19 protein-coding genes are annotated in these 21,838 nt (G+C 58.0%); 18 read left to right on the plus strand and 1 reads right to left on the minus strand.

What is annotated here, in order from left to right; translation table 11 throughout:
* Nucleotides 1–10: 10 nt before the first annotated feature.
* The 16 genes from ACTZWX_RS01940 to ACTZWX_RS02015 all read left to right on the plus strand — a co-directional run bounded on the left by ACTZWX_RS01940 (nt 11) and on the right by ACTZWX_RS02015 (nt 15,213).
* Complete coding sequence (locus ACTZWX_RS01940; RefSeq protein WP_444712511.1) at nt 11–1,162, plus strand: ribonuclease D; 1,152 nt, start codon at nt 11–13, stop codon at nt 1,160–1,162.
* Nucleotides 1,159–1,452, plus strand: coding sequence for a YcgL domain-containing protein (locus ACTZWX_RS01945; protein ID WP_444712512.1), 294 nt, complete (start codon nt 1,159–1,161; stop codon nt 1,450–1,452). The genes ACTZWX_RS01940 and ACTZWX_RS01945 overlap by 4 nt, the downstream gene beginning before the upstream one ends.
* A complete protein-coding gene (locus ACTZWX_RS01950; RefSeq protein WP_342632389.1) occupies nt 1,449–1,895 on the plus strand; it encodes a YcgN family cysteine cluster protein in 447 nt (148 codons plus the stop codon). The genes ACTZWX_RS01945 and ACTZWX_RS01950 overlap by 4 nt, the downstream gene beginning before the upstream one ends.
* The gene (locus tag ACTZWX_RS01955; protein WP_444712513.1) at nt 1,895–2,239 is read left to right on the plus strand and encodes a hypothetical protein; all 345 of its coding nucleotides are present in this window, start codon (nt 1,895–1,897) and stop codon (nt 2,237–2,239) included. Before ACTZWX_RS01950 ends, ACTZWX_RS01955 begins: the two co-directional genes overlap by 1 nt.
* Nucleotides 2,240–2,279: 40 nt before the next feature.
* Nucleotides 2,280–4,325, plus strand: a complete 2,046-nt coding sequence (locus ACTZWX_RS01960) for a vWA domain-containing protein (protein ID WP_444712514.1) — start codon at nt 2,280–2,282, stop codon at nt 4,323–4,325.
* A gap of 18 nt (nt 4,326–4,343) precedes the next feature.
* Nucleotides 4,344–5,186: an AAA family ATPase gene (locus tag ACTZWX_RS01965; protein ID WP_444712515.1), complete on the plus strand. Its 843-nt coding sequence runs from the start codon at nt 4,344–4,346 to the stop codon at nt 5,184–5,186.
* Nucleotides 5,187–5,208: 22 nt separating this feature from the next.
* Nucleotides 5,209–6,387, plus strand: a complete 1,179-nt coding sequence (locus ACTZWX_RS01970; protein WP_444712516.1) for a vWA domain-containing protein — start codon at nt 5,209–5,211, stop codon at nt 6,385–6,387.
* Between the two features lie 369 nt (nt 6,388–6,756).
* Nucleotides 6,757–7,305 carry an AraC family transcriptional regulator gene (locus ACTZWX_RS01975; protein ID WP_444712517.1) on the plus strand — a complete coding sequence of 183 codons (549 nt, stop codon included), beginning with the start codon at nt 6,757–6,759 and terminating at the stop codon, nt 7,303–7,305.
* Between the two features lie 6 nt (nt 7,306–7,311).
* Nucleotides 7,312–8,955: a hypothetical protein gene (locus tag ACTZWX_RS01980; protein ID WP_444712518.1), complete on the plus strand. Its 1,644-nt coding sequence runs from the start codon at nt 7,312–7,314 to the stop codon at nt 8,953–8,955.
* Nucleotides 8,952–11,747 (plus strand): outer membrane protein assembly factor BamD, encoded by a 2,796-nt coding sequence (gene bamD, locus ACTZWX_RS01985; protein WP_444712519.1) that lies wholly within the window; start codon nt 8,952–8,954, stop codon nt 11,745–11,747. The genes ACTZWX_RS01980 and bamD overlap by 4 nt, the downstream gene beginning before the upstream one ends.
* The gene (locus ACTZWX_RS01990) at nt 11,740–12,231 is read left to right on the plus strand and encodes a tetratricopeptide repeat protein (RefSeq protein WP_444712520.1); all 492 of its coding nucleotides are present in this window, start codon (nt 11,740–11,742) and stop codon (nt 12,229–12,231) included. The genes bamD and ACTZWX_RS01990 overlap by 8 nt, the downstream gene beginning before the upstream one ends.
* Nucleotides 12,228–12,563, plus strand: coding sequence for a hypothetical protein (locus ACTZWX_RS01995; RefSeq protein ID WP_444712521.1), 336 nt, complete (start codon nt 12,228–12,230; stop codon nt 12,561–12,563). Before ACTZWX_RS01990 ends, ACTZWX_RS01995 begins: the two co-directional genes overlap by 4 nt.
* Before the next feature lie 25 nt (nt 12,564–12,588).
* Complete coding sequence (locus ACTZWX_RS02000) at nt 12,589–13,236, plus strand: MotA/TolQ/ExbB proton channel family protein (RefSeq protein ID WP_061331107.1); 648 nt, start codon at nt 12,589–12,591, stop codon at nt 13,234–13,236.
* A 42-nt stretch (nt 13,237–13,278) separates the two neighbouring features.
* Nucleotides 13,279–13,809 carry an ExbD/TolR family protein gene (locus ACTZWX_RS02005; RefSeq protein WP_152438061.1) on the plus strand — a complete coding sequence of 177 codons (531 nt, stop codon included), beginning with the start codon at nt 13,279–13,281 and terminating at the stop codon, nt 13,807–13,809.
* Complete coding sequence (locus ACTZWX_RS02010) at nt 13,806–14,294, plus strand: ExbD/TolR family protein (protein ID WP_152438062.1); 489 nt, start codon at nt 13,806–13,808, stop codon at nt 14,292–14,294. Before ACTZWX_RS02005 ends, ACTZWX_RS02010 begins: the two co-directional genes overlap by 4 nt.
* Nucleotides 14,287–15,213 carry an AgmX/PglI C-terminal domain-containing protein gene (locus tag ACTZWX_RS02015; RefSeq protein ID WP_444712522.1) on the plus strand — a complete coding sequence of 309 codons (927 nt, stop codon included), beginning with the start codon at nt 14,287–14,289 and terminating at the stop codon, nt 15,211–15,213. The genes ACTZWX_RS02010 and ACTZWX_RS02015 overlap by 8 nt, the downstream gene beginning before the upstream one ends.
* Nucleotides 15,214–15,225: 12 nt before the next feature.
* Here the strand turns inward: ACTZWX_RS02015 and ACTZWX_RS02020 are convergent, their stop codons facing one another.
* The gene (locus ACTZWX_RS02020; protein ID WP_444712523.1) at nt 15,226–15,711 is read right to left on the minus strand and encodes a MaoC/PaaZ C-terminal domain-containing protein; all 486 of its coding nucleotides are present in this window, start codon (nt 15,709–15,711) and stop codon (nt 15,226–15,228) included.
* A gap of 234 nt (nt 15,712–15,945) precedes the next feature.
* Here ACTZWX_RS02020 and ACTZWX_RS02025 point away from each other — a divergent pair, with 234 nt between their 5' ends.
* The gene (locus tag ACTZWX_RS02025; RefSeq protein WP_444712524.1) at nt 15,946–17,622 is read left to right on the plus strand and encodes a long-chain fatty acid--CoA ligase; all 1,677 of its coding nucleotides are present in this window, start codon (nt 15,946–15,948) and stop codon (nt 17,620–17,622) included.
* Nucleotides 17,623–17,761: 139 nt separating this feature from the next.
* Entirely contained in the window at nt 17,762–21,694 is a 3,933-nt protein-coding gene (gene hrpA / locus ACTZWX_RS02030) for an ATP-dependent RNA helicase HrpA (RefSeq protein WP_444712525.1), read from the plus strand.
* The last annotated feature ends 144 nt before the right edge of the window (nt 21,695–21,838 follow it).

Below are 21,838 nucleotides of genomic sequence, written 5' to 3' on the forward strand. Positions count from 1 at the left end.
AGGTTCCTTCATGACTCTTTCCGCACCGGCCGTTACCGTTCCCCCGGCCCCTGACACTGTTCGCTGGATTCGCGAGCCAGATACCCTGGACAATTGGCTGGACGCCCTCGAGCCCGGGGTACCGGTGGTGCTGGACACAGAATTTGAGCGGGTATCTACTTTCTATCCCATTCCCGGTCTGGTGCAGTTGGGCGGCGGCGGTGAGTTCTGGCTGATTGATCCGGATGTAGCCGAGGCCTCTGAACGGTTTCGGGCGATGCTGGCGGATAGCCAGCGACCAAAGCTGCTATACGCCATGAGCGAAGACCTTGAGCTGTTCCGGCACTGGCTGGATGTGATGCCTAAAGGTGTGTTGGACCTTCAGATTGGCGCGGCACTGGCCGGTGCCGGGTTTTCCGTGGGTTATGCCCGCCTGGTGGAAACCCTGTTCGGCGAAACCCTGGATAAATCTGTTACCCGGTCCGACTGGGTAGCCAGGCCATTGAGCCCGGAACAAGAGCGCTATGCTCTGGATGATATTCGTTTTTTGCAACCGGTGTATGAGTGGGTCTGCCATGGCTTGCGCCAGCGCGGGCTGGAACAGGCTATGGCCGACGAGTCACAGCGCTTTGCGGATGAAGCGGCCAGCCTGGAGGACGCGGGGCAACACTACCTGAAACTTCGCGGCGGTTGGACACTGAATCGGGAACAGCAGGCGGTTCTGCAGGCCCTGGTGGTGTGGCGGGAACAGGAGTGCAGGCGGTTGGACCGCCCCCGAAACCGGGTGTTGAATGATGGCTTGCTGATAGCCATTGCCGAGCGCTGCCCTGGTTCGCTCAGAGTCCTGAATGATGTCCAGGGCGTTCCGGGCGGCATTGTAAAGCGTTATGGTGAACACCTGCTGGAACTGGTTCGGGGTGCCAGAGAAGCCGACCACACCGATCTGAAGCCCATACCCAGGCCGCTGACCCGAGATCAGCAGGCGCTGTTCAAGAAAGTTAAGCGTTGCTTCAGAAAAGTGGCAGACGATACTGATATACCAATTGAATTGCTGGCGCCAAGAAAACGCCTTGAAGGCGTTATTGAAGATGGCACCATGGCAGGTAATCCGTTTTTTGAAGGCTGGCGCAGAGACATACTGGCGCCGGTCGTCCCGGAAATTGAGGAGCTTCTCGCACAATGAAAGACCGTGAATTTGTATCGGTGTTTCGCAGCAGTAAAAAAAGCGATACCTACATCTATGTTCGCCGCGGCCAGAATTGGGACGACCTGCCCGAGGCCTTGCGTTCGATCTTCGGGCAGCCGGTTCACGCCATGGATCTGCTGTTGAGCCCAGACAAAAAACTTGCCAGGACCACTGGCAAAGAAGTGCTGGAGGCATTGGCCGAGAAGGATTTCTTTTTGCAAATGCCGGAAGAGCAGGAAACCTACATTGTTGATTTTCGGAGTAAAATCGAGCGGCGTGGACAATGATCGCAGAGATTCCCTTCTGGCAGCGTAAGCGCCTCAACGAAATGACCAGGCCGGAGTGGGAATCTCTGTGTGATGGCTGCGGGCTTTGTTGCCTGCAGAAGCTTGAAGACGAAGACACCGGCGAGGTGTACCACACCGACCTGGTCTGCGGTTACATGGATACGCAAACCTGCCGTTGTACCGTGTATTCCGACCGGCTGAAAAAAGTTCCAGGTTGTACGGTTCTGACACCGGAAACGGTATCAGACTACCACTGGTTACCGTATACCTGTGCTTACCGAACGTTGGCGGAAGGCCGGCCCCTTGCGGACTGGCACCCCTTGCGATCCGGTGATCCGGATTCCGTGCATCGTGCCGGGGTATCCGTTCAGGGCAAAGTCGTCTCTGAGGACAGCGTGCCGGAAGAGGATTGGGAAGACCACATTATTCACTGGGTTCTGTAATGATCGATACTGATGCTTCACTAGCTTACGGAATTTTCTGGGCGGCCTATGCAGTTGCTTTCGTTGTGTTGTTCTACATGATGAAAGCGCTGTTTCGGATACTGCCATTCTATGGTGTGCGGACGCTGCTGTTGTCGGCTATGGTTGTTTTATTTCTGACGCCCGTAGAGTCTGCAGAGCTTGCAGGCTGGTGGATTCCCGCCTGGTTGTTCGCCGGTTACGAACTTATTCTGGGAGACGCCGACGCGGCGGGCAGGGCACTGCTGAATTTCAGCATTGCCGCTCTGGTGATGTTGTTGGTCTGGATTCTGGATCTCGTCCGGTATCGGCTGGTGCGCAAATAACTCCAAGAACGTGCGAAATGTCAAACAGGTAAGGGTAGATATGAAACGAGTTCAGGTAATCCTCATGCTGGTGCTGGCCAGTTTTGTGCCAGCGCAGTCCAGTGCCCAGGATTCAGGTCTGACATTACCCGAGCAGGCCGACGTGCGCATCATTGTTGATATCTCCGGCTCTATGAAAGAAACCGACCCGGAGAACCTTCGCCGGCCGGCGGTGCGCTTGTTGGCCCGGATGCTGCCAGCGGGTGCTGAAGCCGGTGTCTGGACCTTCGGCCAGTATGTCAACATGCTGGTACCCCACGCCACTGTTGATGATGCCTGGCGTAACAGGGTTATTGAGCGTTCCGAGCAGATCAATTCCGTCGCCCTCTATACCAATCTCGGGCTGGCTATGGAAAAGGCCAGCGACGACTGGTTGTCTGACGGAACCCTGGAAAACACCCACCTGATTCTTCTGAGTGACGGCAAGGTCGATATTCCGGGCGGAGAGGCTGCCAGCCGTGAAGAGGAGCGGCGCATCCTTGAAACCCTGCTGCCTTCCCTGAAAGCCAAAGGCGCCACTATCCATACCGTTGGCCTGTCGGAATTGGCAGACATCACCTTCCTGCAGCGCCTGGCCCGGGAAACAGGCGGCAGCTTTCAACTGGCCAAAACCGCTGAAGCACTCAATCTGGCGTTTGCGGATGCTCTGAACACGGCCGTACCGCAGGAGCAGATTCCCATTGAGGGCGATGGCTTCGCCGTAGATGCTGGCGTCCGGGAATTTACCGCTTTGATCCTCACGGGCGGCTCCGACTCCGAAGTGCGAAGCCTGGCCCTCTCTGAGCCGGATGGTGAGCCGTTCACGGCCAATAATCTGCCAGACAACGTGCGGTGGGCGGTAGAGCCGGGTTACGACCTGATTAGTGTAACTGAACCGGCCGCAGGGCGATGGCGTATTGTTGGAGACCTCGGCCAAGGTAGCCGGGTGACGGTTGTCAGTGACTTGCGCATGGCCGTGAGTGAGGTGCCGCCAGAATTTTCGGAAGAAACGCCGTTCAATCTGGAGGTCGTGTTTTTCGAGGAATCCGAGCAGATCAGGAATCCGGATTTTCTGGGCGTGATGCAGGTAAGCCTGTCGATCACCGCCAATGATGGCCGGCGGGGCACCAAGGTGCTGTCTGGTGATCAGCCACCGGAAGACGGCGTTTATCGGGACACGGTGACGCGTCTGCCTGCTCCCGGGCGGTACCAGATTGATGTGGTGGCTGACGGCGGTACGTTCTCCCGGAAATTCAGTGCAATGACCGCTTTCACTTTGCCGGGCGAGGAGCCTGAGCTGGCGGTGGTGTCTGAGCCTCTGGTGCCTGATCTCAGTGAACAGGTTGAACCCGAGGCGCCGGCTGAGCCAGAACCGGTCGAGGCGCCGGTGCCTGTCGAGGACCCGGAACCAATGCCTGTGCCTGAATCTGAGCCTGAACAGGCAGAAGCGCCCTCGGAGCCACAACCTGAACCGGTTCACGTACCGGAGAAAGGCACGTTGTGGGGAATACCGGTTTGGGCATTTGGGGCGGGTGCCGCCTTGCTGGTGGCCATTATCGGGCTGGGGCTTTTCGCCTGGCGCCAGAAGAAGTCCATTGCGGAGGCTGAGCAGGCCGCCGCAGCGGAGAGAGAGACCCTGGAGGATCTGCTGGAGGAAGAGCCGGAGATCCCTGTGGTGGCAGCGGCTGTGCCAGACAGCGAACCGGATGAAACGCCGGAGCCCGAGGATGTCCCGGAACTGACCGAATCGCTTGAAAGCGATGAGATTCTGGAAACGGAAGATGACCAGATTCCCGTTGCCGATGATGCGGTTAACGAAGAGCCGGAAGACGATGAGACTTTGGCCGAAACTGATCCAGAGCCAGAGCCAGAGCCAGAGCCAGAGCCAGAGCCAGAGCCAGAGCCAGAGCCAGAGGAAGACGACGATGATGAGTTCGGTCTTGAAGACTTTGACTTGTCGGAGTTTGATGATCTGCCGGAGCTGGACGAATCAGAAGCGGACGACGAGGCTACGGACAAGTCCGAAGCCGACGACACCGATAAAGACGACGAAGATCAGAAAAAGTAACCAACAGGAAACAGACACATGAAGTTTACCGGTACCGATAAATACGTAGCCACCGATGACCTGCAGATGGCTGTAAACGCAGCAATCGCGCTCCAGCGCCCGTTGCTGATCAAAGGCGAGCCCGGCACCGGAAAAACCCTGTTGGCGGAAGAAATGGCCGCGGCTCTGGGCATGCGCCTGATTCCCTGGCACATCAAATCCACCACCAAGGCCCAGCAAGGTCTGTACGAGTATGATGCGGTATCCCGCCTTCGTGATTCCCAACTGGGGGATGAAAAGGTCAAGGATATCCGCAACTACATCGTCAAGGGCAAGCTCTGGGAGGCCTTCGAGGCCGATGATCAGGTGGTGCTGTTGATCGATGAAATCGATAAGGCCGATATCGAGTTCCCGAACGATCTGCTGCTGGAACTCGACCGCATGGAGTTCTTCGTCTACGAAACCCAGGAGTTCGTGAAAGCGAAGAAGCGCCCGATTGTGGTTATTACCAGTAACAACGAAAAGGAGCTGCCAGACGCCTTCCTGCGCCGGTGCTTCTTCCACTACATCAGCTTCCCGGACCACGACACCATGAAAGACATCGTGGATGTGCATTTCCCGGGCCTTCAGCAACAGGTTGTGCGTGACGCCCTGGAAGTGTTCTTTGACGTGCGCAAGGTGCCGGGACTGAAGAAAAAGCCGTCAACTTCCGAGCTGATTGACTGGCTGAAACTGTTGATGGCCGATGAGCTGTCTGCCAAGGCGCTGCAAGAGAAAGACAGCAGTTCTGCACTGCCGCCCCTGTATGGCGCACTGGTGAAGAACGAGCAGGATGTCCACCTGCTGCAGAAGCTGGCGTTCATGGCACGTCGCCGCAACTGATCTCTGGCAAGAGTTTCGCTTTATGTTGATCGATTTTTTCCTCGAAGTGCGCCGGGCCAAGGTTCCGGCCAGTCTGCGAGAGTTCCTTGACCTGCTGGAAGCTATCCAGCAGCGCCTGGCGTTCGCAGACATGGAGGAGTTCTATTACCTGGCACGGGTGTGCCTGGTGAAAGACGAAAGGCACTTCGACAAGTTTGACCGGGCCTTCAAAGCGTATTTCGAAGGCATCGAGAACCTGGACGATCTGCTCGAAGCCCTGATCCCCGACGACTGGTTAAGGGCCGAGTTCGAGAAGCACCTCACCGAAGAAGAAAAAGCCAAGATTGAATCCCTGGGTGGCCTTGAGGAGTTGATTGAAACCTTCAAGAAGCGCATGGAAGAGCAGAACGAGCGCCATGCCGGCGGCAATAAATGGATTGGCACCGGCGGTACTTCACCCTTTGGTGCCAATGGCTATAACCCTGAAGGCTTCCGGATTGGCCAGAAGAACGGCCGCCACGGCCGGGCCGTCAAGGTCTGGGAAAAACGGGAATACCGTGATCTCGACGACAGCATCACCCTGGGGCTGCGCAACATCAAGGTGGCCCTGCGCCGGTTGCGTAAATTCGCTCGACAGGGGGCGGCAGATCAACTGGATATGGATGACACCATCCGTTCCACCGCCCGCAACGCCGGCTACCTGGATCTGAAAATGGTGCCAGAGAGGCACAACGCGGTGAAGGTTCTGATCTTCTTCGACGTCGGCGGCTCCATGGACCCACACGTCAAAGTATGTGAAGAGCTGTTCTCCGCCGCCAGGCTTGAGTTCAAGCACATGGAGTATTTCTACTTCCACAATTTTATCTATGAGAGTGTGTGGAAGAACAATATTCGCCGCATGAATGAGACCCTGAGCACCTGGGACATCCTGCACAAGTACACCCCGGACTATAAGATTATCTTTGTTGGGGATGCCACCATGGCACCTTACGAGATTACCCATCCCGGTGGGTCTATCGAGCACTGGAATGAAGAAGCAGGCGCCACCTGGTTCCAGCGGGTGTCGGAGCATTTCCGCAAGGTGGTTTGGCTGAACCCGCTACCGGAAAGTTACTGGGGTAGCGGTGGTTCGCTGGGCATAACCAAGCAATTGGTCAATAATCATATGTACCCACTGACCATTGAGGGGCTTGAATCCGCCATGAAACACCTGAGCAAGTAGTTCTGTTCGAGGTGGGTGGATCAAAAAAAAGCCGATGCGGTTGAGGGCATCGGCAAAGCTCGGCATATTCAAGCGGGGGTTGCCAGAAGGCGCTCCCGCCGCTTTCCCCGTAGCAAGCCTTGGGCCACTGGTAAATAGGCTTTAATTATCAACTGGTTACCTTTTTAGTTCGGCCATATCCACTGGCCCTCTTCGTTCCCGCCTTTTGTTCTGTCAAATAACTCGACACTTATTCCTACGCCACTGCCGGCGAAAGTTTCATTTGGTGAATTGGATACCGTTCTTGGTTGTTAGCGGGTGTTACTCTTTATTTCGAATTGTAACGGTGCCCGGTTTTGCCGGGGCCCGAGATCGCACGGCAGGAAAATTATGTTCGGCAAACAAAAATCACAACACTGCCGGATTGTCCCAGGGACCAAGGGGCTTTGGATATCCGGAATGATGGCCGCACTGGCATTCGGCTCTGTTTCAGCTTCATCGCTGGACGATGAAATCGACCGCCTGACAGCGGACGTTACCCGTCATTCGGCATCGGTGCATGCCCTTGAGCAACGCTTGCTGCACCCGGTGGATACCCGTGTCTCGGTATTCCTGACCCTGGGGAACCGGCAGGCACTCAATCTTGATTCTGTTGAACTCTTTATCAACGATCAGCCCGTAGCATCCCATCTATACAGCGCCACGGAACGAACGTCGTTGGAGCAGGGTGGGGTGCAGCAGCTATTCGTTGGCAATATGGCTGACGGCAACCACCAGCTGAAGACGGTGATCAACGCCCGGGCTGCCAACAAGCGCTTTGTCCGCCGTGAGGTGGTTCACCGGTTTGATAAACGTCCGGGTACTTTGCGGCTACAGATGAATCTCGATGCCCGGGCTCCGGACTACGAGCCGGAAGTCACGTTCCAGGAATGGAAGTAGCCGATCATGACGGGACCTGTTCGCACCGTTCATTGCGCTGCCCGGGCTTTGCTAGTGGTTTGTACGCTGGCGGTGCCTCAGGCAGGCGCATCTGAGTCTGTGCCGACAGAGCTGGCCACTGGTGTTGCCCGGTTTGCGCTGGATACCGGGAATATCGCACAGGCTATTCCTCTGGCCGGCCAGGTCAAAGGCGATTCCGCCGACTACCTTAACGCGCGAGTGTTGCTGGCCAGTGGCCGGACCAATGAGGCGAAACGGTTGCTGGAGCGTGTGTTCAACAGCAACGTTCATCGCGCCGAAGCCGCTCTGGAGCTTGCCCGACTGGCAGAGACGGGAGGGGACCAGGTCGAAGCTGACCGGTGGTATCAGGAGGTTGTCCGAGCCGGATTTGGCGAGGTTCGCCAAAGAGCACTGCTAAACCTTGCGGAAACACAGCGGCAGCAGGGAAAAACGGATCGTGCCGGCCAATACCTTGCCAGTATGGACGACGGTTACTGGGCCGCAGTGGGCTATATGAACCTGGCGGGCGATTTCGCCCGGGATGACCTGGATCCATCAAGGGCCCTGGTGTCTTTGAGGGTTGCCATGGCCATGGCTGCGAAAGACCCCGACAGTGCCCGTAGCGCGGATCTGCGCGATCAGCTTTATCTCCGGGCAGGCTATTTGTCTGTGCGCGACCAGGATTACGACAAGGCCACAGACTTCCTTGAGAAAGTCTCTCTGGAGAGCTATTACACCCCCCAGGCCCTGTACCTGCATGGTTTCGCCCTGTCCGAAAAGGGCAATCACCGAGCGGCGATGCAGAGCTGGCACCGTGCCAAGAAATTCCCGCTGGCGTTTCCCGGGGTGGCCGATGCCTGGATCGGAATGGGCCGTGGATACGATCTGGCGGGCTATCCGGGGCAGGCCGGGGAAGCCTGGCTTGCTGCCAACGCTGCTTACGAAGGGGAGCGGGTAACGCTTGGTAAGCTCGCAGAGCGAATCCGTGTTGAAGGTGCCTACAAGGCGCTGGTGGCAGACGCACGGGGCGTTGATACCCAATGGTTCCTTGCCGACAGCCGAACGTTGACCCAGCCCCGGCTGGCTTACCTTCTTCGCTTCCTTGAGAGCGCCGAGGGGCAGTCGGCGGTTGGTCGGGTAGCCCGGCTTGATGATCTGGCGTTCTCCCTGGAGAGCAGCAAGCATGATCTCGATGTATTTATCGGTGCCCTGGAAAACAACCATTATGGTGGTGGGGGCGGCCAACGGACCGCGTTGCAGGAGCAGCAAGACACGTTAACCCGGCAACTTGAACAGCTTGCGGATCGCCCATTGAGTGCAGATCACATCGCCCGGCTTCGGCAGCTGCAGCGTTTGCTTCAGTCTGGAGGGCAGCGTCTGTCGTCCTTGCCCCGTCGTGAAGCCGGCAGGCAAGAGCAGTTGCGGGACAACCTTGCCGAGGCCCGGCAATTGCGGGACGAGATCTCCAGCCTGCAGACCCGTGTGAGCAAAGCCCGCACCCGGGCTGCTGACTACCTTGATAAAAAAGCGCTGGCCCTGGTTGCCGCTGAAGAGCAGCGGATGGCCCACTCCCTGGGTAAAACCGAACAACAGATTGCGCACCTATACGAGTATCTTGCGCTGGAAAACATCGGGGAGGCTGCCCGATGAATCGTCAGTTTATGCGTCGGTTGTCGCTCGCTGTAATCCTGATATCTGCAGTTCCAGGTGGGAGCGTAGAGGCCCAGGAATCGTTCCGTGTGGAACTTGGCCGGGATGGCGAAACCCTGGGCGATATGCGCCCGGTGTTTCTCAAGTTTGAAAGCCGCCCCCTGCCTGCAATCTCGCCGAAAGAGGTGGCTCGTCGCTATCAGAAACTGTTCGAGAAGTCCGACGAACCTGAAGTCCGTATTGATGCGCTGAATCGCCTCAATAACATCCGAGACCGTGCCGGCCAGGATATTGGCTTCTCCGATCAGCAGCAGTCGGCGGTTTATGAAGAGGCTCTGGCCAGCTATGAGAGCATCCTGGCCCGCGGATCCTTCTCCGGCAAACTCGACGAGTTGCTCTATCAGATGGCCAAAGCCCATGCACTGACTGGACAACATGAAGAGTCCATCCAACGACTCAGACAGCTGGTGGGCCTGTACCCTCGCTCATCACTGGTGCCGGAAGCCCGGTTCCGGATTGCCGAAGCTGCCTATAACGCCGGCGAGTATCAGGAAGCGGAAACCGGGTATCGGCAGTTGATTGAAGGTGACGGTCACCAGGACCTGGTCATGAAAGCCCGTTACATGCTGGGTTGGAGCCAGTTCAAACAGGGGCCCGCGGCCTGGAACCGGTCGGCCGAGACGTTTATGGCATTGCTGGATCAACAGCTGCCCAGCGAAGCCACGTTGCTGGATCCGCCGCAGACTGGTTTGGACATGATTGAAGACAGTTTTCGAGTGCTGGCTTTGATGGCCGCCCGGACTGACAACTCTGCGACATTGGCCGCGTGGCTTGGCAACCGAGCGCCAGTGGCCTGGCCGCACCTGCTTTACGACCGGCTGGCTGATTTGCACGCCCTTGAAGGGCGTTTTGATCTGGCCGTTGGCATTAACCAGGCGTTCGCCGGGAACTATCCCGAGCATTCAGCCGCTCCGGATTTCCTGGCTCAGAGTGTGGATTACTGGCGGATGGAGGGCGACACCAGTAAGGCTCGTGAAGCGAGGGCAGATTATGTGGCCCGGTACCAGTCACAGCCGAAGTTTCAAGAGTTGAAGGGCCAACAGCAGGCTCTCTGGCGGGACTATGCACGCTTCCTGGGGGATTACCATTATGCTGCAGAGGATTGGACCAGTGCGGCTGGCTACTATGAAGTACTTGCAGGCCATTCCGGCGACACTGGCAAACTGTTGCACCTGGCCGGCGATGCCCGGTTACAGGCCGGCAACCGCAACAAGGCTCTGGAGAACTATCGCAGCGCCGCATACGGCGCCAGTGGGGGCGGCCAGCAGCGGTACCCCGATGCGGCCGAGGCGGGTTGGGCTGCTATCAAGGTGTTGAAATCGACCCTTGAGGAAAGCGCTGCCGGGGCAGCCAGAGGCGTCTTGGCGGAGTTATCCAGTGAGGAGCAACAATTCGGCAAAACCTTCACGCAGGACCCCAGGCTTTCAGGTTTGAGGGCTGACCTGGCAAACCGCTGGTACGAGGTTGGTGCCTATGATGAGGCACTGGCGTATGCCCGTTCGACACTGGTTCTTGAATCGGCAAAGACCGAAGAACGTTATGCCACCTGGCTGGTGACCGCCCGGGTACGCCAGAGAACCGGGGAGTTCGGGCTGGAAGAGCGGGCCTGGCGACAGGCGCTGTTGCTGGTGGACAGCGCGCCTGATCTGGCTACAACTCCGGACGAACCGGAACAGATTCGTGAGCAACTGGCAACAGCCATCTACCGGCAGGGTGAGAAAGCGGCGACCCGTGGCGACACTGCCGTGGCGGTCGCCCATTTCCAGCGTGTGAATTCCGTTGTGCCCAATACCGAGATTGCCATCCGGGCGCGCTTTGATGCCAGTAATGCATTGCTCAAGGCTTCTGAATGGCAAACGGCCATTAACGAGCTGAACCGTTTCCGGCTCGACTACCCGGCCCATGAGCTCACGGAAGAGGTCAGTGAAAAGCTGGTCTACGCCTACCACGAATCCCGCCAACCTCTGAAAGCAGCCGGTGAACTGATGGCTGCCTCTGAACGTGCGCAAGAACCCTGGCCGCTGAAGCTACGCGCTGCGGCGCTCTACCACCAGGCCGGTGAATCGCCCGAGCGCAATGCCCTGTATGTGGATTGGCTGGCGGTTGCTCCGGATCCGGATGCGGCGGCTGACCATGTGCAGCAGCAAACCATGCGCCAGAGGTTGATTGAATCCGGTGTTGATTCAGTGCGCCAGCAGAAAGCGATGGTCACCCGTGAAGCAGCGAGCCAGTGGCACTCGGAAGAAACCCTGCTGTGGGCCGGCAAGGCGGCGCTGGCCCTGGGTGCTTCGGTGGCTCAGGAATTTGCTGCCATCCGCCTGGAACATCCCCTGGAGCGGGCACTTGAACGCAAGCAAAAGGCAATGGAGCAGGCCCAGGCCTATTTCCTCGAAGCGGAATCCTTTGCCGGAGAAACTGTGGCATCAGAGGTGCTATACCGAAGGGCCGAGCTCTATCGCACCCTGGCGGCAGACCTAATGGCTTCTGAGGTACCGTCAGAACTCAATGAGCTGGAAGCCATGCAATACCAGATGCTTCTGGAAGAAGAAGCCTGGCCGCTGGAAGAGCGGGCAATGGAATTGCATTCCAGGAATCACGGGCGCATTGCCAGCCAGGGTTTTGATGAATGGATTGGTCAGAGCCTGGAGGCGCTGGCCGTCATGCACCCAGGGCGTTACGACCGTGAACTTCGCTGGATGAGCTGGAACATGGAGGAGAACGAAGGTGCATAGAGGTTTTCACTACGCGCAACGTGCCCTGATCATCTCAGTGCTGGCGGGTTTGACCGCTTGCGCTACTGGCCCCGGCAAAGCCCCCGAGCGGGCCGCGATGCAGCCTGTGCATTCACCGGAACAGGCGAGAGAGTGGGCCATAAAGGGGGTGAACGCCCATGAGAACGGCGACATCCCCGGGGCCATCAAGGCCTGGCAGACCTCGGTGGCCCTGGACCCCAGCGACGCGACAACGGTCAATAACCTGGCGCTTTTGCTGAAACAGCAAAACCGTTTCCGGGACGCGGCCAACCTGCTGGAGCAGGGCGTGGAGGCGGCTCCGGACGTTGCCCAGCTGCATTACAACCTGGCGGTGATCAGTGAGCTTTATCTACTGAATCTTGATAAGGCGCTGGTTCATTACCAGCGATACCGGGCGTTGACCGCTGAGGAAGACAAGCTGGTTGCCGGCTGGATCGCCGACCTTGAGCGGAGGCTGCAATGAGCATCGGCCGGAATCTTCTCCGCCTCTGCATTGTTGTGCTGGCCAGTGGTTTTTTCCAGGCGGCCACCGCCGAAGACCGGGAGCAATCGGCCCTGACAGTGAGCGGTTTGTCTGCCAGCGTGGGGTACGATGACCCCAGGGTGCTTTACATTCTGCCCTGGCAGAACCCGACGCTGCCCAGAAGGCCCAGGGCAGAGCTCAATAGCCAGGCGCCGGAGCTTAACCAACCCCTTTCCCCTCAGGTGCTGGAAAACCATCGCCAGTTCCGGGAATCCCTGAACCCATTGGTTCTGGAACCAGCCGCAACTGTGTCTGGCCCCAACCAACCGTGACCCTGCAGTAAACGGAGACGAAGACATGCTCGATACCATCATTCGATTTTTTCAGGACGGCGGTCCATTCATGTACCCCATTGCCATTGTGTTGGCGCTGGGGCTGGCAATAACCCTTGAACGGTTTCTTTACCTGGGGTCGGTGCGGCGGCGCAATCGCCTGGCGTTCGAGCGGGGTATTCTGCCTGCCCTGCAAAAACGGGATTACCAACGTGCCATGAAGGCGGCAACCAGCTCCGACAGTGCCATTGCCTCGGTGCTCGGGGCGGGCATTTCACGGTTGCTGAATAACAGCCGCCGCGAAGATATCGAATACGCCATGGAAGAAGGTTTGATGGAAGTATTGCCGCGCCTGGAAAAGCGCACTCAGTACCTGGCAACCCTGGCCAATGTGGCCACTCTTTTGGGCCTGCTTGGCACCATTATTGGCCTGATCGCGGCGTTCACCGCCGTTGCCGCAGCCGATCCTGCCCAGAAGGCCACCCTGTTGTCGGAAAGTATCTCGGTGGCCATGAACACCACCGCGTTTGGCCTGATATCCGCCATTCCCTTGCTGTTGTTCCATGCCCTGTTGCAAACCCGCACCAATGAAATCGTGGACAGCTTCGAGATGGCCGGGGTCAAGCTGTTGAATATGGTGTCAGATCCCGACGCCGGCAGGGTAGCCGCCTGATGCACTTCGTGTTTCAGCCAGTGTAAACAGGAGTATGGCGATATGAGACGCAGACATCGCAGGCTGACGGCTCAGGCGGATCTGGACATTACCGCGTTTCTGAACCTGATGATTGTGCTGGTACCGGTGTTGTTGCTGGGCATGGTATTCACCCAGATCCGCATGATCGAGCTGAATTTTCCCGGGATGGAAGCCGGGCAGGCGCCAGCCTCTGAAAATTTCCGGCTGGTGGTCACTGTTATTCCGGGTGGCCTGGAAGTGGCCGACAGTGAGCGTGGGCTGATTGAAGTGCTTCCGGTCAAGGATGGGGGCCAGGACTTTCAGGGGCTCAGCACTGTTCTTCAGCAGATCAAGGCCCGTATGCCCGAAAAGACCGACGTAACCCTGGAAGTAGGCCCGGATGTGGATTATCAGACACTGGTAACCGTTATGGACACAGTCCGCTCTTACCCGGCAGTCGTTGCCGCCAGCGTGGTGGAGGCTGAGTTGTTCCCCGATGTGTCCCTGATGGATGCAGGCGAAGATCGCTCCCTGGCTCAGCGTGCCCCGGCAGCAGACGGAGGTGGCGTATGAAGGCATCACGCCGCGCCCGTCTGCGCCAACGCCATTACGGCAGGATGCACAAGGCCGGTGGCCTGAACCTGGTGTCGCTGATGGATATCTTCACCATTCTGGTGTTCTTTCTGATGGTGAATTCCTCCGATGTGAAGGTCATGCAGAATACGGCAGACGTGCCTTTGCCCACCTCGACGGCGGAGAAAGAAGCCGTGGAGAATCTGACCGTGCAGATCAGTGGCCGGTCTATTCTGGTTCAGGGCCGGGAAGTGGCAAGGCTGGACGGTATTGAGGCCTCGGACACTCACATTGCGGGCCTGTCTGAGGAGCTGGCGTATCGCCGGGGCCGCTGGGCGGAAGTGCCAGATCAGGGACTGGAAGTCACCATCATGGCGGCGAAAGAGACCGACTACCGGTTACTGCGCAAGATCATGCAAACCTGCGTGGACGAGGATTTCCGACAGGTCCGGCTGGCGGTAGAGGCGGAGGTGCGCAATGGCTGAGCGCAGGCCAGGGTTGCACTCTACACGCCTGCCGTGGAGCAGGGATGGCAACGAGAGCGCGCGTTTCGGTGTGATACTGGCGGTCATGCTTGCGCTGTTTCTGGTGCCGGCGCTGATCATTCCCAACCTGCAGATCCCCAAACCGGAACGATCAGAAGCAGAACGCATTCCGCCGCGCCTGGCGCAACTGGTAGAAGCGCCCAGGCCCGTTGTGGTTGAAGTACCGGAACCTGAGCCCGCGCCTGAACAGGCAGAAACCGAACCAGCCGTGGCCGATCCAGAGCCTCGTCCGGAGCCCAGAGTTGCGGCGCCAACAGAGCAGACAACCGAGCAGGCCAGGGAGAACGCTGCGAGGTCTGGTTTGTTCGCCATGAAAGACCGGCTCGCGGCATTGAAGGCGCCCGAGCCAACGGCCCGGCCTGAGAACCGGACCGCCAACGTCGGTGCTGCCGTGGTCGATGGCCAGGAACCGGAGGACCGACGCTCTCGGGTACTGGCTGGAAGCGGCGGAGTCCAGAGCCGTGAGGGGCCGACTCGGGAGGTGGAGCTGGCGGAACAGAGCATGCAAACCGTCTCTGCGCCCAAGGAAGTGGCCGTCGCCCCGGCAACTCCTGCCAGGCCGTCGGTAGGTGAGCGGGCCATGAGCAATATCCGGCAGGTGTTCGATACCCAGAAAAGTGTGCTCTATGGCCTGTACCAGCGGGAGCTGCGACAGGACCCGACGCTGGAAGGCAAGGTCACCCTGGAGCTGGTAATAGAGCCGGACGGCTCGGTGTCCGCATGCCAGGTGGTCAGCTCAGAGCTGGGCAACCCGGCCCTGGAGCAGCGCATTGCCATGCGGGTACAGATGTTCAACTTTGGTGCTGACAATGTCGAAACCCGGAAGGTTCGGTTCCCGATTGATTTCCTCCCGGGCTGACAGAATCCGACCTCAGCTTTCGATAGTAATTTTCGGCAGGCGTGGCTTTTGCAGTAAGATTTTCTCGGTGGGGGCGATGACTTTCGCCTCGCCGGTAACCACCTGGCTGTCATTCTGATTGCGCACATCGCACTGGAGTACCACGCGATTCTTCGGTTCTTTGCGCAGTACGGTGAGGGTGACGGTCAGGGTGTCGTCCAGTTTGACCGGGCGCTTGAACGACAGGCTCTGCTCAAGGTAAATGGTGCCGGGGCCGGGCATGACCGTGGCCAGTGCGGCAGAAATCAGAGAGCCACTCCACATTCCATGGGCAATGCGCTCCTTGAACATGGACTCCGCGGCAAACTCGGAGTCCAGGTGTACCGGGTTCACATCGCCCGAAACCGCAGCAAACAATACCAGCTCATCTTCGGTCAGTGTCCGGGTGAAGGTGGCAGAATCGCCCTCGTTCAATTCGTCATAGGTAATATTTTCAAGGGTATCCAGGGTGTCGCTCATCACAGACTCCGGTGACGGAAGAAGTGTTTGAAAGGGTTGTACAGTTGTACCGGTTAACGCTTTGAAAACTACCTCATCGTTAACAAAACTGCTATTCTCTCCCGACTTTTTAAGGCTGAGACTTTTGTCGGGTTGATTTTTTGACCAGTTCGGCCTTGGCAGAACAGTACAATCAGGGAGTTTCTGAACCCATCCGGTTGCTCCCCAATAGCGCCAATCAGACAGGAGATGGTGATGGATTTTGAGCAGTTCTATCAAGACAAATACCCCGCCGGCATTCCACGTGAGGTAGATCTCAAGAAATACAAGAACATGGTGGATGTTTTTGACCAGGCTGTTAAGAAGTTTGCAGAAAAGCCTGCGTTCACTGCGGTTGGCGTCACCCTGACATACCGGGATCTTGATACTCAGAGCCGTAATTTTGCGGCCTGGCTGCAGAATAAAACCGATCTCAAACCGGGTGATCGCATTGCGGTGCAAATGCCCAACATTACCCAGTACCCGGTGATTGTCTTCGGTGCCATGCGCGCTGGCCTGATCGTTGTTAACACCAACCCGCTGTACACCACTCGTGAAATGGAGCACCAGTTCAACGATTCCGGTGCCAAGGCGCTGGTGGTGCTGGCCAACATGGCAGACAACGCGGAGAAAGTGCTGCCCCATACCGGCATTGAGCACGTGATCGTGACTGAAATTGCCGATATGCATTCACCCATCAAGCGTACCCTGATGAACGCTGTGGTGAAGCACGTCAAGAAGATGGTTCCGTCCTACAACCTGCCGACTGCCCACAAACTGCCGGCGGTGCTTAGTGCCGGTGCCCGTGAGAAGTTCACTCCGGTAGATATAAATCTGGACGACCTGGCTGTACTGCAGTACACCGGTGGCACCACGGGTGTCGCCAAGGGCGCGATGCTGACCCACGCTAACCTGGTGGCCAACCTGACCCAGGTGCGCCCGATGATGGAAGATCAGGTAGAAGAGGGCAAGGAAGTGGTGATTGCACCGCTGCCGCTGTACCACATCTACTCGTTCACCCTGAACTGCGGCATCATGCTGGAAGCCGGTGCCCACAACGTTCTGATCCCCAACCCGCGGGATATTCCGGGCTTCGTGAAGGAAATGCAGAAGCAGAAGTTCTCTGCTTTCATTGGCCTGAACACCCTGTTCGTTGCCCTGTGTAACAATGAGGACTTCCAAGACCTGGATTTCTCTGGCCTGAAGCTGACGGCTTCTGGTGGCATGGCGCTGACCAGCGATACCGCAAAAATGTGGGAGCGTGTGACCGGTTGTGAAATCAGTGAAGGTTACGGCATGACTGAAACCTCTCCGGTGGTGACCTTCAACCCCCGCAGCGCTATCCAGATTGGCACCATCGGCTTGCCGATCCCGTCCACCGTGGTGAAAACCATTGACGACGACGGCAACGAAACCCCCATCGGCGAGCCCGGCGAACTGTGTGTGAAAGGCCCGCAGGTGATGCGTGGTTACTGGCAGCGCCCGGAAGATACTCAGAAGTCTTTCACTGACGATGGCTTCCTGAAAACCGGTGACGTTGCACTGATCCAGGAAGACGGCTACATCCGCATCGTCGATCGCAAGAAAGACATGATCATTGTGTCTGGTTTCAACGTGTTCCCGAACGAGATTGAAGACGTGGTAACCAGCCATCCGAAAGTGGTTGAGTGTGCCGCTGTGGGTATTCCGGACGCCAAGAGTGGCGAGGCCGTGAAGGTCTATGTGGTGCCCACGAAAGAAGGCGTAACTGCAAATGAACTGAAAGAGTTCTGCCGCGAGCGCCTGACCGCCTACAAAGTGCCCAAGCACTTTGAGTTCCGGGATGAGCTGCCCAAGAGTAACGTGGGCAAGATTCTGCGCCGGGAACTGCGGGACGAAGCCAACGCCAAGTAAACGGCGCAACTGTCAGGTTGCACCGCTTCCCACAAAGACCCTGCTCAGGCAGGGTCTTTGTGTTTCTACCGTTCGGATTTCCCGCTAGACTGTGGCGCCTTGTGATGCATCCATCAATCCATGAGTCCGTTGCCGTTCAATGACTGACAAAACAACGCCCGATAACGACCAATCCACGGCTGCCAATCCTCAGGCGGCAGTGAAGGCCTTGATGAACCAGCTGGATATCTGCAACCAGCAGGAGGCGGCGCGCATTATCCGCAGGGTGGGCCGCACCAAGGGCAAGCCGGGCCAGAAAGACCTGGAACAGATGGCAAACTGGTTGGAGCAGGGGCTTGAGAAGGTGCGCCAGCGTCAGGCGCTGCACCGCCCTGCGAGCTTTCCGCCGGGACTACCGGTCAGTGATCGGGTGGACGACATCAGCGAGGCCATCCGCAACCATCAGGTGGTGATCATCGCCGGCGAAACCGGCTCCGGTAAAACCACTCAGATTCCAAAAATATGCCTGAACCATGGCCGTGGCGTTCGTGGGCTGATTGGCCACACCCAACCGCGCCGGATTGCCGCACGCAGTGTCGCCGCCCGCATCGCCGAAGAGCTTGGTGAACAGGTTGGCCAGCAGATCGGTTACCAGGTGCGCTTTACCGATAACACCTCGGAGGCGTCCCGGGTCAAGGTCATGACCGATGGTATTCTGCTGGCGGAAATTCAGCACGATCGCTTCCTGGATCGTTATGACACGCTGATTATCGATGAGGCCCATGAACGAAGCCTGAATATCGATTTCCTGCTCGGGTACCTCAAGCAACTGTTACCGAAACGGCCGGATCTGAAAGTCATCATTACCTCCGCCACCATTGAGGTTGATCGCTTCAGCGAGTTCTTCGATAAGGCACCGGTTATCGAGGTCAGCGGCCGAACCTATCCGGTGGATGTGCGCTACCGGCCCCTGACTGGGGATGAAGACGACCGGGACCAGGGCTGGACCGACGGTGTACTGTCGGCCATTGAGGAGATCGAACAGCACGAACGCAAGGAGAAGCAGCCCCCAGGAGATGTGCTGGTGTTCCTGCCGGGTGAGCGGGAAATACGGGCCCTCAGTAAAGTGCTGCGGCATGCGGAGCTGCGACACACCGAAGTATTGCCGTTATATTCCCGGCTTAGTAACCAGGAACAGAACCGGGTTTTTCAGGCCCATAAAGGCCGGCGGCTTGTGTTGTCCACCAACGTGGCGGAAACCTCGCTGACGGTACCCGGCATTCGTTACGTGATCGATACCGGGGTTGCCCGTATCAGCCGTTACAGCGTTCGCTCCAAGATTCAGCGCTTGCCGATCGAACCAATCTCCCAGGCCAGCGCCAACCAGCGGGCGGGCCGTTGCGGGCGGGTGGCGCCGGGTATCTGTTTCCGGCTCTATGATGAAACCGACTTTCTCAACCGGCCCGAGTACACGGATCCGGAAATCCTCAGAACCAATCTGGCGTCGGTTATCCTGCAAATGGCCACCTCTGGCCTCGGCGATATCCAGAATTTCCCGTTTCTGGAAGCTCCGGATCGCCGCCAGGTTAACGATGGCTACAAGTTACTCGAAGAGCTGAGTGCGGTCGACGACAAACGCCGGGTTAGCCGCCTTGGCCGCACTATGGCCCGCCTGCCACTGGACCCGCGCCTGGCCCGGATGCTGGTGACGGCCGCGGAGCAGGGCAGCCTGAGCGAAGTGCTGGTTGTCATTGCCGGCCTCAGTGTCCAGGACCCGAGAGAGCGGCCCCAGGATAAACAGCAGGCGGCTGATCAGGCCCATGCGCCGTTCAATGACAAGGAATCAGACTTTGCCACCTTGTTGAATATCTGGAACTGGTTTGAGGAGCAGCGCCAGGAGCAATCCCAGAACCAGCTGAAACGGCTGTGCCAGAAAACCTTTCTGAGCTGGATGCGAATGCGCGAGTGGCGGGATATTCACCGGCAGCTGACGTTAATCTGCCGGGAGCAAAAGCTGGCTCTGAACAAGCAGCCGGCAAGCTATGAGTCCATGCATAAGGCGATTCTTGCGGGTTTGCTGGGCCACGTTGCGGTCAAGGTAGAGAAACGGGAGTACCTGGCAACCCGGAACCGGAAAGTGATGATTTTCCCTGGTTCAAAGGTGGCCAAGTCCGGGCCCAAGTGGATTGTGGCGGCGGAAATTGTGGAAACCAGCAAGGTATTCGCCCGCATGGTTGCGGCCATTCAGCCGGAATGGGTGGAGCCCTTGGCGGGCCATGTGGTGAAACATCACTTTTTCGAACCCCATTGGGAGCAGAAACGAGCCCAGGTGATGGGTTACGAGAAGGTGACTCTGTATGGGCTGGATATTGTCGCCAAGCGGCGCATTCCCTACGCCAAGGTGGACCCGGAGGAATGCCGTAATCTGTTTATCCGGCGAGCGTTGGTGGAAGGCGATTACCATTCCAAAGCGCCGTTTATCGCCCGCAACCGGGAGATGCTCGATACCGTCGAGAATCTGGAAAAGAAAACCCGCCGTCGTGATCTGTTAGTGGATGACGAAGTGCTGGTGGCCTTTTACGACCAGCGCCTGCCGAAAGAGATTGTTGGCGGCCGCCACTTTGAAAGTTGGTGGAAAGGTTTGTCTGCCGACGAACTTCGCAAACTGGAGCTGACCGAGGCCGATGTCTTGCAGCGCCCGCTGGACCAGGGTGCCGCGGAGCAATACCCGGATTATCTGGAATGGGAAGGCGTCAAGTACCCGCTCAGTTACGAATTCGAGCCCACCAGCGAGCGGGACGGGGTAACGTTACAAGTGCCCCTCATGGCGCTCAAGCAGATTCCCTCTCGCCGGCTGGAATGGCTGGTGCCAGGACTGTTGCGAGAAAAATGCATCGCCCTGGTGAAAGGGTTGCCCAAATCCCTGCGCCGAAACTTTGTTCCGGTTCCGGATTTCGTGGATGCGGCCCTGGCCAACATGCAGCCTGGCAACGAACCCCTGGCCCTGAAGCTGGGGGATCAACTGCGCCGGATGACGGGTGTGCAGATTGATCCGGAAGCCTGGCCGGAGGACGAACTGCCCCGCCACCTGCGGATGAACCTTCGGGTAACCGGTGACAAAGGCAAAGTGGTGGCAGAGAGCCGGGATACCGACGATTTGCAGGCCAAGCTGGAGGGCCGGGCGGAAGCTGCGCTGGCCTCGGCCACGAGCGATGAAAGTAGCTCGAAAGCACCTAAAGAATTCAGTGACTGGCAGTTCGGCAAGATGCCAGTGCAGGTGCAGACTGAAAAAGGCGGTATGCAGGTAACGGTCTATCCCGCCCTTGAGGACCTGGGCAAGCAGGTGCGGTCTATTCGCTGCCTGGACCGGTTAACCGCTGAGGACACCATGCGCCAGGGTATTGCCCGGCTGATCATCAACCGGTTTGGCAACAGCCTGGCGGACCTTGAGCGCAAGCTGCCCCGGTTCAAACAGTCGGCACTGATGTTTGCCCCGGTGGGGCAGGCGAAAGTGCTGCTGGACGATCTGTTGTTGTCTGCGGTGATGCAACACTTCCTGCCCGGAACCCTGCCCAGAGACGAACAAAGCTTTGTCAGGGTATTCGATGCCCACCGCGGGGATTTTATTCCGGCGTTGGAGCAGGCCGACGAACGCCTTTATCAGGCTATTGCCGGTTACCAGAAAGTCGCCAAGCAGCTCAAGGGCAAAATCAATCTGGCGCTGGCGCAAGGCATGGCAGATCTCAAATTCCAGCTTCAGCACCTGGTCTATCCGGGCTTCCTGGTGGCCACGCCATCCCAGTGGCTGGAACGCTTCGGGGTGTATTTCGAGGCAGCCTTGATTCGCCTGGAAAAAATGCCCAGGGAGATGGGCCGCGAGCGCGAATTCCTGCACACCATAGAGCCACTGTGGGCCCGCTACGCCACCAAGCTCGAACAGCAGAAACGCCAGGGCGTGCAGGATCCTGAACTGGAGCTGTATCGCTGGATGCTGGAAGAATACCGGGTCTCATTCTTTGCCCAACAACTGGGCACGGCGATGACCGTATCGGCCAAGCGACTCGACAAACAGTGGCAGAATACACGGGTGTAGGAGCTGAACAGGGTGCTTCTCGGGCCAGTATGGGGGAAGGCTGCACCGTTCTGGTGCTACTGGACTTTGGTCAGGCGGGCAATTCCGGCCGTGTGTGTTAGTATTTCTGACAGCATAGTGTCTTATTACAACCATGACGTGGGG

Origin of the sequence: Marinobacter sp. NSM (genome assembly GCF_052380025.1) — a bacterium.
Taxonomy (GTDB): domain Bacteria; phylum Pseudomonadota; class Gammaproteobacteria; order Pseudomonadales; family Oleiphilaceae; genus Marinobacter.

Excerpts from the sequence above, each read along its gene's own strand:
- hrpA (WP_444712525.1), top strand. The coding sequence starts at position 17,762 with ATGACTGACAAAACAACGCCCGATAACGACCAATCCACGGCTGCCAAT.
- ACTZWX_RS01970 (WP_444712516.1), top strand. The coding sequence starts at position 5,209 with ATGTTGATCGATTTTTTCCTCGAAGTGCGCCGGGCCAAGGTTCCGGCC.
- ACTZWX_RS01975 (WP_444712517.1), top strand. The coding sequence starts at position 6,757 with ATGTTCGGCAAACAAAAATCACAACACTGCCGGATTGTCCCAGGGACC.
- ACTZWX_RS01950 (WP_342632389.1), top strand. The coding sequence starts at position 1,449 with ATGATCGCAGAGATTCCCTTCTGGCAGCGTAAGCGCCTCAACGAAATG.
- ACTZWX_RS01980 (WP_444712518.1), top strand. The coding sequence starts at position 7,312 with ATGACGGGACCTGTTCGCACCGTTCATTGCGCTGCCCGGGCTTTGCTA.
- ACTZWX_RS01945 (WP_444712512.1), top strand. The coding sequence starts at position 1,159 with ATGAAAGACCGTGAATTTGTATCGGTGTTTCGCAGCAGTAAAAAAAGC.
- bamD (WP_444712519.1), top strand. The coding sequence starts at position 8,952 with ATGAATCGTCAGTTTATGCGTCGGTTGTCGCTCGCTGTAATCCTGATA.
- ACTZWX_RS02005 (WP_152438061.1), top strand. The coding sequence starts at position 13,279 with ATGAGACGCAGACATCGCAGGCTGACGGCTCAGGCGGATCTGGACATT.
- ACTZWX_RS02025 (WP_444712524.1), top strand. The coding sequence starts at position 15,946 with ATGGATTTTGAGCAGTTCTATCAAGACAAATACCCCGCCGGCATTCCA.
- ACTZWX_RS02020 (WP_444712523.1), bottom strand. The coding sequence starts at position 15,711 with ATGAGCGACACCCTGGATACCCTTGAAAATATTACCTATGACGAATTG.
- ACTZWX_RS01960 (WP_444712514.1), top strand. The coding sequence starts at position 2,280 with ATGAAACGAGTTCAGGTAATCCTCATGCTGGTGCTGGCCAGTTTTGTG.
- ACTZWX_RS01955 (WP_444712513.1), top strand. The coding sequence starts at position 1,895 with ATGATCGATACTGATGCTTCACTAGCTTACGGAATTTTCTGGGCGGCC.
- ACTZWX_RS01940 (WP_444712511.1), top strand. The coding sequence starts at position 11 with ATGACTCTTTCCGCACCGGCCGTTACCGTTCCCCCGGCCCCTGACACT.
- ACTZWX_RS01965 (WP_444712515.1), top strand. The coding sequence starts at position 4,344 with ATGAAGTTTACCGGTACCGATAAATACGTAGCCACCGATGACCTGCAG.
- ACTZWX_RS02010 (WP_152438062.1), top strand. The coding sequence starts at position 13,806 with ATGAAGGCATCACGCCGCGCCCGTCTGCGCCAACGCCATTACGGCAGG.
- ACTZWX_RS02000 (WP_061331107.1), top strand. The coding sequence starts at position 12,589 with ATGCTCGATACCATCATTCGATTTTTTCAGGACGGCGGTCCATTCATG.
- ACTZWX_RS02015 (WP_444712522.1), top strand. The coding sequence starts at position 14,287 with ATGGCTGAGCGCAGGCCAGGGTTGCACTCTACACGCCTGCCGTGGAGC.
- ACTZWX_RS01995 (WP_444712521.1), top strand. The coding sequence starts at position 12,228 with ATGAGCATCGGCCGGAATCTTCTCCGCCTCTGCATTGTTGTGCTGGCC.